At 67.3% G+C, this 14,118-nt stretch carries 11 protein-coding genes; 3 read left to right on the forward strand and 8 right to left on the reverse strand.

Annotation, left to right across the window (positions count from 1 at the left end; translation table 11 throughout):
- Positions 1-21 precede the first annotated feature (21 nt).
- The 3 genes from rplT to infC form a co-directional block, all read right to left on the reverse strand.
- Positions 22-402: a 50S ribosomal protein L20 gene (rplT, locus tag BJ987_RS31835; RefSeq protein WP_209896756.1), complete on the reverse strand. Its 381-nt coding sequence runs from the start codon at positions 400-402 to the stop codon at positions 22-24.
- A 102-nt stretch (positions 403-504) separates the two neighbouring features.
- Positions 505-699: a 50S ribosomal protein L35 gene (gene rpmI, locus BJ987_RS31840; protein ID WP_194820336.1), complete on the reverse strand. Its 195-nt coding sequence runs from the start codon at positions 697-699 to the stop codon at positions 505-507.
- 61 nt (positions 700-760) lie between these two features.
- Entirely contained in the window at positions 761-1,462 is a 702-nt protein-coding gene (infC, locus tag BJ987_RS31845) for a translation initiation factor IF-3 (RefSeq protein ID WP_209899449.1), read from the reverse strand.
- A 397-nt stretch (positions 1,463-1,859) separates the two neighbouring features.
- Between infC and BJ987_RS31850 the strand changes: the two genes are divergently transcribed.
- Positions 1,860-2,201, forward strand: a complete 342-nt coding sequence (locus BJ987_RS31850) for a DUF1844 domain-containing protein (protein ID WP_209896757.1) — start codon at positions 1,860-1,862, stop codon at positions 2,199-2,201.
- Positions 2,202-2,655: 454 nt separating this feature from the next.
- Here the strand turns inward: BJ987_RS31850 and uvrA are convergent, their stop codons facing one another.
- The 3 genes from uvrA to BJ987_RS31865 form a co-directional block, all read right to left on the reverse strand.
- Positions 2,656-5,655 (reverse strand): excinuclease ABC subunit UvrA, encoded by a 3,000-nt coding sequence (gene uvrA, locus BJ987_RS31855; protein ID WP_209896758.1) that lies wholly within the window; start codon positions 5,653-5,655, stop codon positions 2,656-2,658.
- Positions 5,656-5,840: 185 nt separating this feature from the next.
- On the reverse strand, positions 5,841-7,949 hold the full coding sequence (locus BJ987_RS31860; RefSeq protein ID WP_307869823.1) for an amylo-alpha-1,6-glucosidase: 2,109 nt from the start codon (positions 7,947-7,949) through the stop codon (positions 5,841-5,843).
- 109 nt (positions 7,950-8,058) lie between these two features.
- Positions 8,059-9,117, reverse strand: coding sequence for a glycosyltransferase family 4 protein (locus BJ987_RS31865; protein ID WP_209896759.1), 1,059 nt, complete (start codon positions 9,115-9,117; stop codon positions 8,059-8,061).
- Between the two features lie 487 nt (positions 9,118-9,604).
- Here BJ987_RS31865 and BJ987_RS31870 point away from each other — a divergent pair, with 487 nt between their 5' ends.
- Positions 9,605-10,237: a response regulator gene (locus BJ987_RS31870; protein ID WP_209896760.1), complete on the forward strand. Its 633-nt coding sequence runs from the start codon at positions 9,605-9,607 to the stop codon at positions 10,235-10,237.
- On the opposite strand, the gene BJ987_RS31875 is transcribed toward BJ987_RS31870, so the two are convergent.
- Positions 10,234-11,028 (reverse strand): sigma 54 modulation/S30EA ribosomal C-terminal domain-containing protein, encoded by a 795-nt coding sequence (locus BJ987_RS31875; RefSeq protein WP_209896761.1) that lies wholly within the window; start codon positions 11,026-11,028, stop codon positions 10,234-10,236. The genes BJ987_RS31870 and BJ987_RS31875 overlap by 4 nt on opposite strands.
- A 138-nt stretch (positions 11,029-11,166) precedes the next feature.
- On the opposite strand from BJ987_RS31875, the gene BJ987_RS31880 reads away from it, so the two are divergent.
- A complete protein-coding gene (locus tag BJ987_RS31880) occupies positions 11,167-12,912 on the forward strand; it encodes a sensor histidine kinase (protein ID WP_209896762.1) in 1,746 nt (581 codons plus the stop codon).
- Here the strand turns inward: BJ987_RS31880 and BJ987_RS31885 are convergent.
- The gene (locus BJ987_RS31885; protein WP_209896763.1) at positions 12,909-14,054 is read right to left on the reverse strand and encodes a beta-ketoacyl synthase N-terminal-like domain-containing protein; all 1,146 of its coding nucleotides are present in this window, start codon (positions 14,052-14,054) and stop codon (positions 12,909-12,911) included. The genes BJ987_RS31880 and BJ987_RS31885 overlap by 4 nt on opposite strands.
- Positions 14,055-14,118: the final 64 nt, after the last annotated feature.

Below are 14,118 nucleotides of genomic sequence, written 5' to 3' on the forward strand. Positions count from 1 at the left end.
TCGTTCCGGGGAGTTCGTCAATTACGCGGCGGGCGCGTTGACATCGGCCGGCAGCGCGGCCTTGGCGATCGCGACCAGGCCGGCGAAGGCTTCGGCGTCGGAGACGGCGAGCTCGGCGAGGATCTTGCGGTCCACCTCGACACCCGCGGCCTTAAGGCCCTGGATGAAGCGGTTGTAGGTGATGTCGTTGATGCGCGCCGCGGCGTTGATGCGGGCGATCCACAGCTTGCGGAAGTCACCCTTGCGCGCCCGGCGGTCCCGGTAGGCGTAGGTGAGCGAGTGCAGCTGCTGTTCCTTGGCCTTGCGGTACAACCGCGAGCGCTGGCCCCGGTAGCCCTTGGAGGCCTCGAGGATGGAACGGCGCTTCTTCTGAGCGTTGACGGCCCTTTTGACGCGTGCCACTGGTCAGTCCTTTAGTCGAAATAGGGGGCGCGGCGTGGCGCCCGGTTGGTCGGTGTCGGCGTCCGGGAGAACCGGATCGCGCGGGATTGCTGCGAGAGGTCTTTACAGACCCAGCAGCCTCTTGACGCGAGGGACGTCGACGGCCGCAACCGACTCCGTGCCGTCCAGACGACGAGTCCGGCGGGACGACTTGTGCTCGAGCAGGTGGCGACGGTTGGCCTGCTGGCGGAGCAGCTTGCCGCGGCCGGAAACCTTGAATCGCTTCGAGGCGCCGCTGTGGCTCTTCATCTTCGGCATGGGTTCCTCTATCTGGTCGTGCCGGTACTCCGTAAGAGAACTACCGGTGTGCTGATCGGTATTACTGCGGTGGGGCCGGCGCCGAAGGCTCAGCGGCCGGTGCTTCCGCAGGGGCGGGAGCCGCAGGCGCCGGGGCGGCGGCGGGGCGCGGTGCAGCTGCCTGCGGCCGCGCGGCCGACTCCTCCTGAGCCTTAACCCGCGTCTTCGCACCCTTGTGCGGGGCGAGGACCATGGTCATATTGCGACCGTCCTGTTTCGCGGAGGTCTCGACGAAACCCAACTCGGCGACGTCGGAGGCCAAGCGCTGCAACAACCGGAAACCCAGTTCGGGACGCGACTGCTCGCGGCCACGGAACATGATCGTCACCTTGACCTTGGACCCGGCTTCGAGGAAGCGAACCACGTTGCGCTTCTTGGTCTCGTAGTCGTGATCGTCGATCTTCGGCCGGAGCTTCTGCTCCTTGATCACGGTCTGGACTTGGTTCTTGCGAGACTCGCGCGCCTTCTGCGCCGTCTCGTACTTGAACTTGCCGTAATCCATGATCTTGCAGACCGGCGGACGGGCATCCGGGGCCACCTCGACCAGGTCGAGGTCGGCTTCGAGGGCGACGCGTAGTGCATCTTCAACACGCACGATCCCAACCTGCTCGCCGCTGGGTCCGATGAGCCGAACCTCGGGAACACGGATGCGATCGTTGATGCGGGTCTCAGTGCTGATGGGGCCTCCTAGGTCAAGCGGTGTCGTCGGACGACCGCAGGCAATAACTGCAACCCCTTTTCAACACAAAGACCCCGAGCGATATTTCTATCGCCACGGGGCCCGAGTCGACCGATCCGCAAACGCACGCGACGTACGTCTGCCCTGTGCACGAGACATGCTCCGCACAAGACCCGCTCGAACCGAGCGGATGACCGGACCGTTTGACCTCTGCGATCGCTCGCGGGCAACGGTGGGAGTCGGGCTCCACTTATCTGCCCCAGGATGTACTCACAAAGAAGAACGACCCGGGGCGGTCGTCAGCGAATAGTCTAACAGTCCAGACGGCTATAACCGAAATCGTGGCGTGTTCACCTGCTGAGCAGGGCCCGGGAGCGATCTGCACCATATCCGAGGACAGCCGCTCGATGCCCGGCCGGGCGCGCAGCCTAGGGTTTCGACCATGACTGAAGAGCCCGACACCGCCATTCGCGACCTGGCCGACATCCCCGCCGTCGAGGTGATCAGCCGCGCCGCCGTCATGCTCATGAGCTCGGCCGCGGAGAAGCTCGGGCTCGCCGACGAGGACCCGGACAACAGCCCGCGCCGCGACCTGGACGAGGCTCGCCGGGTGATCACGGCGCTGGCAGGGCTGGTCACGGCGTCGGTGGAGTACCTGGGTCCGCACGCGGGCCCGATCCGCGAGGCGCTGCAGTCACTGCAGCGAGCGTTCCGCGAGGCCTCGGCACATCCGGACGAGCCGGGCAAGGGGCCGGGCGAGAAGTACACCGGTCCGGTGTACTGAGCGGAGGACCTGACCATACGAGAACGGGACCGGCTGCGCGCCGGTCCCGTTCTGTCGTTTTGCCCGGTACTACGCGGGCGGCGGAGTCACCGAAATGGATGAGCCGCTGGAGATCAAGTTGGCGAGCGCCGTGAAGAGGGCGCCGAAGCCCGCGCTTCCGCTGTCCATAGTGTGATTCCTTCCGAGTTCGCCCGCGCCTATTTGCCCGGCGTGTAGTTCAGCGACGAGCCGGTGATCAAGCCCAGGATCTGGGTGATGATGGCACCGATATCCACGCCTTCCATCGCGTGTTCCTTTCTCACTACTGTCCGGTCTGCCGCGAACAGGTGAGCAGATCGTACACACGAGTGTTTCACTTTCGCGCCGGTTTCGGGCATACCCACGAAAGGCCAGGTCGGTGCGCGAAAAGCACTGCGGCGCCGCCCTTTGGGGCGGCGCCGCAGCGATCCTCTGGTCAGCGCAGCGCGGCGGCCTTGCGGGACAGGCGCTTGGCGGTCTGCTCCGGGGTCTTCTTCGCCGGCTCCTTCGGGGCTGCCGTCTTCTTCGCAGCGGCCTTCTTGGCGGGGGCTTTTTTGGCCGCGGCCTTCTTGGGCGCGGCCGGCTGCTCGAGCACTTCCTTCAAGAACTGCCCGGTGTAGCTACCGGCAACGGCCGCGACATCCTCCGGCGTACCTTCCGCGACCACGGTGCCGCCGCCGGAACCGCCCTCGGGACCCATATCGATGACCCAGTCGGAGGTCTTGATGACATCCAGGTTGTGCTCGATGACGATCACCGTGTTGCCCTTGTCGACCAACCCGTTGATCACCTTGAGCAATTTGCGGATGTCTTCGAAATGCAGGCCGGTGGTCGGCTCGTCCAGGATGTAGACGGTGCGACCGGTGGAGCGCTTCTGCAATTCCGCCGACAGCTTCACCCGCTGGGCCTCACCACCGGACAGGGTCGGCGCGCTCTGGCCCAGCCGTACGTAACCCAGGCCGACATCGACCAGCGTCTTCAGATACCGGTGGATCGAGGTGATCGGCTCGAAGAACTCCGCGCCCTCCTCGATCGACATGTCCAGCACCTCGGCGATGGTCTTGCCCTTGTAGTGCACCTCGAGGGTTTCCCGGTTGTAGCGCGCACCCTGGCACACCTCACACGGGACGTAGACATCCGGCAGGAAGTTCATCTCGATCTTCAAAGTGCCGTCGCCGGAACAGGCTTCGCAGCGCCCGCCCTTGACGTTGAAGGAGAACCGGCCCGGCTGGTAGCCACGCACCTTCGCTTCGGTGGTGGCGGCGAACAAGGTGCGGATCTTGTCGAACACTCCGGTGTAGGTGGCCGGGTTGGAGCGCGGGGTGCGCCCGATCGGCGACTGATCGACCTGCACCAGCTTGTCCAGATGGTCCAGGCCCTTGATCCGCAGGTGCCGGCCCGGCACCTGCCGGGCGCCGTTCAGCTTGTTCGCCAGCACCGTCGCCAGGATGTCGTTGACCAGCGTGGACTTACCGGAACCGGAGACGCCGGTGACCGCGGTGAGTACGCCCAGCGGGAAGTTGACGTCGACATCGCGCAGATTGTGCTCGGTGGCGCCGACGACGGTGAGCTGGCGCTTCTTGTCGACCGGACGCCGCACCAGCGGCAGCTCGATCCGTTCGCGGCCCGAAAGATACGCGCCGGTCAGCGAATTCGGTTCGGTGAGCAGCTCCTGGTACGGGCCGCTGTGCACCACCTGGCCGCCGTGCTCACCCGCGAGCGGGCCGATGTCGACCACCCAGTCGGAGGCGCGGATGGTGTCCTCGTCGTGCTCGACCACGATCAGCGTGTTGCCCAGATTGCGCAGGCGCGTGAGGGTCTCGATCAACCGGCGGTTGTCCCGCTGATGCAGGCCGATGGACGGCTCGTCCAGCACGTACAGCACACCGACCAGCCCGGACCCGATCTGAGTGGCCAGCCGGATACGTTGCGCCTCACCGCCGGACAGCGTCGCGGCGGCCCGGGACAGCGTGAGGTACTCCAGGCCGACGTCGAGCAGGAAGCCCAGCCGGGCCTGTACCTCTTTGAGCACCTGTCCGGCGATCGCGGCTTCCCGCTCCCCCAAGGTCAGGGCGTTGAGGAACTGCGAGCAATCGCCGATGGACAGATCGCTGACCTCGGCGATGGACTTGTGATCGCCGCCCGCGCCGAGCGTGACCGCGAGAATCTCCGGGCGCAGCCGGGCGCCGTCGCAGACCGGGCACGGCACATCGCGCATGTACCCGTCGTAGTGCTCCTTCATCTGCTCGGATTCGGTGTTCTCCATGCGCCGCTGCAAGAACGGCATGACGCCTTCGAAATCGGCGTAGTAGGAGCGCTTCCGGCCGTAGCGATTGGTGTAGGAGACGTGCACCTGATCGGAGCTGCCCTCGAGCACCGCCTTACGCGCCTTCTGCGGCAGCTCCTGCCATGGGGTGTCCATGGAGAATCCGACCGATTCGGCGAGGCCGGACAGCAGCCGGGTGAAGTACTCGGCGGTCTGACCGCGCGACCACGGCGCGATCGCGCCCTCGGCCAGGCTCAGTTCCGGATCGGGCACGACCAGATCCGGATCGACCTCCTTGCGGATGCCGAGGCCGGTGCAGTCGGGGCAGGCGCCGTAGGGCGAGTTGAACGAGAACGAGCGCGGCTCGAGATCCTCGATATCCAGCGGATGGCCGTTCGGGCAGGCCAGGCGCTCGGAGAAACGCCGCTCCCGATCGTGCGCGTGCTCGTCGCGATCGACGAAATCGAGCACGACGATGCCGTCGGCCAGGCGCAGCGCCGTCTCGATCGAATCCGTCAGGCGCTGTTTGGAATTCGGCTTCACCGCGAGCCGGTCGACGACCACCTCGACGTCGTGCTTCTCCTGCTTCTTCAGCTTCGGCGGGTCGGTCAGCGGGTACACCACACCGTCTACCCGCACGCGTGAGTAGCCCTGGGTGTTCAGCGATTCGAACAGATCGACGAACTCGCCCTTGCGGGTGCGCACCACGGGCGCGAGCACCTGGAACTTGATGCCCTCTTCCATGGCCAGCACCTGATCGACGATCTGCTGCGGCGTCTGCCGCGCGATCAGCTCGCCACAGGTGGGGCAGTGCGGTGTGCCCGCACGGGCGTAGAGCAGACGCAGGTAGTCGTAGACCTCGGTGATGGTGCCCACAGTCGAGCGCGGGTTGCGGTTGGTCGACTTCTGATCGATCGACACCGCGGGCGAGAGCCCTTCGATGAAGTCGACGTCGGGCTTGTCCATCTGCCCGAGGAACTGGCGCGCGTACGCCGAGAGCGACTCCACATAGCGCCGCTGACCCTCGGCGAAGATCGTGTCGAAGGCAAGACTGGACTTGCCCGAACCGGAAAGACCGGTGAACACGATGAGACTGTCGCGGGGCAGGTCGAGGTCGACCCCCTTGAGGTTGTGCTCCCGAGCTCCGCGCACAGTGAGGCGTTCCGCCACCAGGTGAGTCCCTTCTCGAACGTGTCGGCTTGCGTACAGACTGACCCCCGCCGTCATGCTAGGCCGACCCACCGACAAGTTTTGCCGAGCGACTGCCCCGCCCGTCTGACCTCCCCTTTTCAACAGCATGCCGCACGCGCCGATTCCCCGCATCGGCGATGCGGGGTGACAACGGGATGACCGGGTCAGCGCCCGGTTCGGTCCCCATCCTGGGACAGTCCGTGCACGCGGAAGCCGGCGTCGTTCACCGTGACGGTCAGCACATCGTCGCCGACCCGCAGCCCGCTCACCCGCAGCGGCAGATACCGCTGCGGAACCACGGGATCGACCACGTGCTCGCCGCTACCCGGCTCCAGCCGCAGCATGGTGCGCAGGAACAGCAGCGGCGTCGCCGAGGCCCAGGCCTGCGGTGAACAGGAGGTCGGATAGGGCACCGGGGAGGCGAACTCGGAGCGATCGAAACCACAGAACAGTTCCGGCAGCCGATGCCCGAACCGGACCGCGGCGTCGAGCACGCCGTCGACGATGCGGTTGGCGTGCTCGGCGAAGCCGTAGCGCATCAGTCCGGCCGCGCAGATCGCGTTGTCGTGCGGCCACACCGAGCCGTTGTGGTAGCTGACCGGGTTGTAGGCGCCCATATTGCTGCCGAGGGTGCGAATCCCCCACCCGGTGAACATCTCCGGAGACAGCAGATGGTCGGCGACCGCCTGCGCCTTGTCGTCGTCGATGATGCCGGTCCACAGGCAGTGGCCCATATTGGAGGTGAGCGCGTCGATCGGGCGCTTGTCGCGATCCAGTCCGATGGCGAACCAGCCCCGCTCCGGCAGCCAGAACTGTTCGTTGAACGCCGTCTTCAGCCGCGCCGCCTTCACCCGCAGTTCCGCCGCCAGATCGTGCTCGCCGGTGTCGGCGGCCAGGTCGGCACGCGCCAGGTAGGCCGCGTACACATAGCCCTGCACTTCGGCCAGCGCGATCGGCGCGTGCGGCATGCTGCCGTCGATGAAGTTGACCCCGTCCCAGGAGTCCTTCCAGCCCTGATTGGCCAACCCGTGCTCGGCGGCGCGCGAGTATTCGACGAAGCCGTCGCCGTCCATGTCGCCGTACTGCTCGATCCATGCCAGGGCGCGATCGGCGTGGGGCAGCAGTTCGTCGCGGGTCTTGGCGTCCAGGCCCCAGCGGTGCAGTTCGCCGAGCAACATCACGAACAGCGGTGTGGCGTCGGCGGTGCCGTAGTAGACGGTGTCACCGCCCAGCAGCAGCGTCGCGGCGCGGCCGAAGCGCACCTCGTGCGGGATGCGCCCGGGTTCTTCCTCCTGCAGCGGGCGGATCTCGCTGCCCTGCATCCCCGCCAGACTCTGCAGCGTGCCGACCGCCAGCTGACGATCCAGCGGCAGCACCATCCACGACGTGAGCAACGAGTCCCGTCCGAACAGCGCCATGAACCAGGGCGCGCCCGCGGCGACGACCGCCCGTTCGGGGTGGCCGGGATCGAAGATGCGCAGCGCGCCGAGGTCGCCGACCGCGCGCTGCAAGACGGCGGCGAGGGTTTCGTCCTCGGTGAGCACGGTCGGCGAGTTCGAATACCAGTCCCGCAGCCGCTGATACGGCGCGCTGTGCGAGACCGGGCTGCCGCAGCCGTACCGCGGCGTCACCGGCACCGAGTCGAGCGCGGGCTGGTACTGGATGCAGGCCGACCACTCGCCGCGCGCGGGCAGCATGACCTGCCAGCGCAATTCCCGCTCGGTCGCGGTGGCGCCCGATCCGGCGACGATCACCGCCAGCTTCAGGTCGGGACGGCTGATCTCGAACGCGCCGGCGTCGACCACTCGGTGCTGGGTGACCACGCCTTCGCCGATACGGCCTTCCTTCACCTCGAACAGATCGGCGAAGTCGGCGTCCAGTTCGAGCGCGACCGTACAGGTGATCGGGTCACCGGAGAGGTTGCGCACGGTCAGGTCTTCCCGCATACCGTCGCCGACGTGCCGGCCCAGCACCACCAGGGCGGTGCTGTCGGCACGGCCGGGACGCGGGGGCGTGCGGGCCAGCAGCGTGGCGCTGTACGGGTCGGCGTACTGCACCGTAAGTGGTTGCGGCGGTAGACCATCCACGGTCAGCCGCCAGTAGGACACCACCCGGGTGTCACGTACGAACAACCCCTCCGGGCGGGTCGGATTGATGACGCCGCCGCTTTCGCTGATGCAGAAGGTCGAGCCTTCCACCAGCGTCACACCGGCGCCGACCACACTGGGCTCGCCCACCTCACCGGCGGCGTCACCCCAGGGATTGTTCACCACGGCGCCGCACCGGCGCACGGGCGTGCGGAGGTAGTGCCTACGACCCGCTCGCGCCGTCGCGGCGAGTCTTCGGCTCCTGCAAGGACTTCGGGTCGCGCATCGCCCTCTCTCACGACACCGTTTCGGGCACCATCGCCCGGGTCGTCCGTTCACCGGTCAGAATGCGGCGGTAGAGCCGCTCATGGTCACGGGCCATGCGGAGCAGGCTAAACCGTCGCTCCGCCGAATTTCGGCAAACGCGCCGATCTATGGTGCCGACACGCTCCAGAGCATCGGCCATGTCCCAGATATCGCGGCAAAGGAACCCGGTACGGCCGTGCTCCACGATCTCCGGCGCGGCGCCGTTCGGGAACGCCAGAACCGGTGTGCCGCAGGCCAATGACTCGGCCATGACCAGACCGAAGGGTTCGGGCCAGCCGATGGGGTTGATCAGCGCGTCGGCGTGCCGGACGAGTTCCACGCGGGCCGACAGGGGTTCCTCGCGCGGCTCCGGATCGTCGGGCGCCATCAGCGGGCGCACCCGCTCCTCGTAGTAGGCCCACTCCTCGGGTTCTCTGATCTTGGTGATCAGCAACAGCTTTCGCTTCGCCAGGCGTGCCACCTGTACCGCCCGATGCACGCCCTTCTCCGGGTTCATCCGGCCGACGAACACCACGTAGCCGCCGTCGCCGGGACCGTACCGGTAGGCGTCGAGGTCGATGCCGTGGTGGATCACCGCGTCGATGGGCACCTTGGCGCCCGCGGCCCGCTTCTGCGACTCCGAGATCGCGACGATGTGCGCGTGCTGTTCGGCCATGGCGCGGAACATGTCCTGGCGCATGGGCGTGAAGGGGCCGTGGTTGGTCACCACCACCGGTGGACCGCCCGCCGAGGCGCCGATGAACGGGCCGAGGGAGGTGTGGTCGTGAATGATGTCGCAATCGCTGAGCGCCTCGTAGGCGTGCAGCACGTGCATCAATTCGGCTTCGCCGACGCCGATCTGCGCGGTCGGATGTTCGAACAGATACGAACATTTGACCGGGCAGGTGGACTCGCCGACGGTGAAAAGGTGAACGTCATGACCGATTTCGGCCAGACCGATAGCCAGGTTTCCGACTACGGCTTCGGTGCCGCCATATGCGGGCGGCGGGACCGGAACCCAGGGCGGAACAATTAATCCGATCTTCATCGGGCCGCCCGAATGCCGTTGTCGCCTTCTCCGATCAGGGATTCCACAATCGTCCTCCCGTGCGATAGTCGCCAGCGCGCACCGCAGTCGAGGCAGTGGAATCGGGCATCCCGCTGGTCGTCGTAGCTACCGACAGCACCCGAACCACAACCTGGACAGTTGCGCGGTGGACCGAAAACATTACTGAAATCAAGAGTTGCTGAATATGCCATTTTCCGAGATTACTGTGCACGGGCCCCGCGGCTCCGCTGCCATAAGCCCTCTTTGAATGACTTCGGTCCTATGATACTCGAAACCACAAAGCGGGCACGGTTTTTTGCGAGCAAGATTCTTTCGGGCGAGATCACGGCCGAGGAGTCACATAATTCGAGTCGGCATTACTCGAAATTCACCGATTGATCTCGAGACGGCCTCGCCCGGGTGTAGCCGCGGCCACCCGCGACGAGATATCTTGGCGTGGTAGCCCGTTCGCCGGTTGGAGGTCGTCGTGCTCAAAGTGTTCCTGGTCGACGATCACGAGATCGTCCGTCGCGGCCTTATCGACCTGCTGGAAAGCGATCCGGAACTCTCGGTGATCGGCGAAGCGGGCGATGTCGCGCAGGCCATGGCCGGGATCCGCGCGCTGCGTCCGGACGTGGCGGTGCTCGATGTTCGCCTGCCGGATGGCAACGGCATCGAACTGTGCCGCGATCTGCTCGCCGAAAACGACGGATTGCGGTGTCTCATCCTGACTTCCTACACCGACGAGCACGCCATGCTCGACGCGATTCTGGCGGGCGCGGGCGGCTATGTGGTGAAGAACATCAAAGGGATGGAACTGGCCGAGGCGATCAAGGCGGTCGGCTCCGGCCGCTCGTTGCTGGACACCCGGGCGGCGGCCGCGCTGAAGGCGCGGCTGCGCAGCAGCACCGAGAACGACGGCCCGCTGGCCGGGCTCACCGACCAGGAGCGCCGCCTGCTGGCGCTGCTCGGCGAAGGCCTCACCAACCGGCAGATCGCCGCGCGAATGTTCCTGGCGGAGAAGACCGTCAAGAACTACGTCTCCCGGCTGCTGGCCAAGCTGGGCATGGAACGCCGCACTCAGGCGGCGGTCCTGGCCTCGAAACTGCGGGAGAGTTAGGCCGGGACCACAATGCTCAGATCGCCGTCGTAGCGGCGGTAGAGCAGCCGGCCGCGGCCGCTGTCGGCATCGGTGAAGAACAGGTAGGGCAGGCCGGAACGGCACAGCCAGGCCGCCGCGTCGAGCTCCGTGAGCTGGGGCGCGGGTTCGGAATCCACGGTCAGGGGAAGCGAATTCACCGTCTGCTCCGCCGGCTCCTCGGTGCTGTGCTGACGCGCCACCCCGACGCCGAGCAATTCGCACCAGTGCACGATCGCCTCCTCGCCCGTTTCCTGATCGATGAAGAGGTACGCGTCGTAATCCATCGCGTCGAGAATCGCCATCGCTTCCCCGGGAGTGCCGGTGAGCAGCGAGACCGACTTGCGGCGCACGATCGGGCGCGGTTCGGTGACCCGGGCCAGCGGCGGACGAGCCGGATCCGGCCAGGCCCGAGACTGATTGGAGGCCAGCCGCGCGATCTGACGATCCAAACGCTCCACCGCGAAGGTGACCGCGAACCCGCGCGGCCCGGTGACCTGCACCCGCGCGGGAGTGTCGTGCAGCCGGACATTGGCCTGGACCACCGTCGGCTGATCACCGTCGGCCGGCGCGGTAACCCGAACGCGCGCCGGAACATCCAAGTGATGCCGGCGCAGTACGCGCCCGATGGCCCGCACCGCCCGCGTGACATCCGCCGCGGGTACCGCACCGCGGGTGGTGACCGCGAGACCCGGATCGGCGGCTGTCGTCCACTGCTCCGAGTTGCCCCGCGCGTTGCCGCGCTCCGAATACAACGCCTGCGACGAATTCATAGGACACCTCTGCTCTCTATTCACCTGGTGCTCCTATCCCACTCCCGCAACGCTGCCGCGAACAGGGCCGAAAGTCCTTGATACGCGAATTAGACTGGGACCAACGCACTTCGCGCCCCGCTCAGGAGAGAAGTCGAGATGCCCGACGACCGCGGCAACGACCTGTACTCAGTGCGCGACACGCTGTCCCAGCTACGTCTGCGCGAGCTGCTCAGCGAGGTCAAAGAGCGGGTAGAGCTCATCATCGACTCGCGCGACCGGATGGACGGCCTGGTCGAGGCGATGCTGACCGTGACCTCCGGGCTGGACCTGGACGATACCCTGCGCGCCATCGTCCGCACGGCGACCAGTCTGGTGGACGCCCGCTACGGCGCGCTCGCGGTGCTCGGCCACGACCTGCAGGTAGCGCAGTTCCTCGACGAGGGCATGGACGAACAGCTCCGGGAACGCATCGGCAAACTCCCGCAGGGCCACGGCGTGCTCGGCGCGGTATTCCATCGCAGCAAACCGCTGCGCCTGGACGACCTCACCACCCATCCGGAGTCCGTGGGCCTGCCGCCCGGCCATCCGCCGATGCACACCTTCCTCGGCGTCCCGGTGCGGATCCGCGACGAGGTCTTCGGCAGCCTGTATCTCACCGAGAAGGCCGGCGGCCAGCCCTTCACCGAAGACGACGACGTCCTGGTGCAGGCGCTGGCCGCCGCCGCGGGCATCGCCGTGGACAATGCCCGGCTCTACGAATCCGCGCGCACCCGGCAGGCCTGGATCGAGGCCACCCGCGATATCGCCACCGAGTTCCTCGCGGGCGCCGAATCCGAACAGGTCCTCGCGCACGTCGTCGACCACGCGCGCACGCTCACCGGTTCGCACCGCGCGTTCCTGGCCGGCGCCACCGGAATTCAGCGCCGCACCGGGGAGGTGAGCGAGCTGATGCTGACGCAGTGGTCCGGACCGGGCGCCGGGCACGAGGGCTGGCTGGTGCTCACCGAGGGCACCGCGCTGGGCGAGGCGTTCCACCGTCGCACACCACTGCGATTCGACGACGCGGGCGGCATCGACCTCGGTGTGCCGCTGGCCGACGTGGGCCCGGTGCTGATCCTGCCGCTGTGCACGCCCGACGCGACGCTGGGCGTACTGGTCGCGGTGCGCCCGTGCGGTTCCGCGCCGTACGCGGACGAACTCGTCGAACTCACAGCGGCTTTCACCGACCAGGCGGCGCTGGCCATGCACCTGGCCGGCACCCAGCGCCGGATGCGGGAGATCGACATCCTCGCCGACCGGGACCGCATCGCCCGCGACCTGCACGACCACGTCATCCAGCGGCTCTTCGCCATCGGCCTGAGCCTGCAGGCCGCGGTGCCGCAGGCGCAGGTGCCCGAAGTGCGGCAACGGATCTCGACGGGCGTCGCGGATCTACAGGAGGTGGTGCAGGAGATCCGCACCTCCATCTTCGACCTGCACGGCGGCGACGCGCAGGTCAACCGGCTACAGCAGCGACTGGAACACGCGGTGCGCCAGCAGACTTCCGACACTCCGTTGCGCGGCAGCCTGCAGGTGACCGGGCCGCTGTCGGTGCTGGAGGCCGAACTCGCCGACCACGCCGAGGCAGTGGTGCGCGAGGCGGTGAGCAACGCGGTGCGCCATTCCGGCGGCAGCGTCGTGACGGTGGAGATCAGCGTCGACGACAACCTGACCATCATCGTCGTCGACGACGGCTGGGGCATTCCCCATCACGTCATCCGCAGCGGCCTGCGCAACCTGGAACAGCGGGCCGAGAAAGCCGACGGCGAGTTCATCATCGGGCCCGCCCAACGACCGAGCGGCAATCCGGACGAGCTGCCCGGCACCCGGCTGTGCTGGTCGGTGCCGCTGCCGACGGGTTAGCCGGGCTCCCCGAGCAGGAGCATGGAGTTATGACCGCCCATACCGAGCGCCGCCTTGAGGGTGTAACCGCCCTGGAACGGTTGCGGGCCGTCCATGAGCCGCGGATGCGCTTGCGCGACGATCGGCGCGGCCGGAACGATCCGCCGCTCGTAGCCCATCGCCGCCGCGGCCACCTCGACCCCGGCGGCCGCGCCCTGACTGTGCCCGGCCAGCGGCTTGAGCGCGTAGAACAGCGGGCCGTCGTCGAACATCCTTGCCATCAGGTCGGTTTCGGCGGCGCCGCACTGCCGGGTGCCGGTGCCGTGCGCGTTGAAGTAGGCGATGTCCGCCGGCGCCAGCCGGGCCTGCGCCAGCGCCCGGCGCGCGCACTCGAAGATCTGCGTGTGATCCGGTTCGACCGACACCACGTGATAGGCGTCGTTGGTCATGGCGCCGCCGACGATCGTGGCGTAGGGCCGATCCACCGCCCGGCTCAGTACGAATGCCATCGAGGCCTCGGCCATGCTGAAGCCGCGGCTGCCGCGCTGGAACGGGCGGCAGGCGTCCATGGGTTCGGCATCGGCCACCGCCGCGCCCATCTGCACGAAATGCTCCAGCATGTCCGGTGTGGCGGACATGTCCGAGGCCACGCAGATGACGTCATCGGCGACGCCCGCGTCCAGCCAGAGTTTGGCCGTGATCAGTCCCACATTGGCCGAACTACAGGCGGCCGAGACATTCATGGAGGGACCGTGGAAACCGAACTCCTGCATCAACATCGAGATCGGCGTGGAGGGCAGCAGCGGCAGATAGTCACGGGAGCGGCGGTGGCCCTGGTCGATCAGGTAGAAATCGCGCCAATTCACCACGTCACCGAGCACGATCGCGTGCACCATGCCGACGGTGCGGCCCGGGCGCCAACCTCGTCCGGTGGCGTCGGCGATGGCTTCGCGCGCCGCCTCGTGGACGGCGCGGCCGTAGCGGCTCGTGCTGATCGCCGGGTCGCCGCCGTCGGGAACCAGCGCCACCCAGGCCTGCTCGTCGCGGCCGGGGCCGTAGCCGGACTGCGGTGTGGCCGCGGATTTGCCGCTGAGCAGCCCCTGCCAGAGCGCCTCGCGACCCCAGCCGTAGCCGGTGACCGCGCCGATCCCGGCAATCGTCATATGATCTTGGTGCTGCACCGTTCTCGCATCGACTGCTGGCATAGCCATGCTCCTCGGCCTGCGC

The sequence above is a fragment of the Nocardia goodfellowii genome, assembly GCF_017875645.1.
Taxonomy (GTDB): domain Bacteria; phylum Actinomycetota; class Actinomycetes; order Mycobacteriales; family Mycobacteriaceae; genus Nocardia; species Nocardia goodfellowii.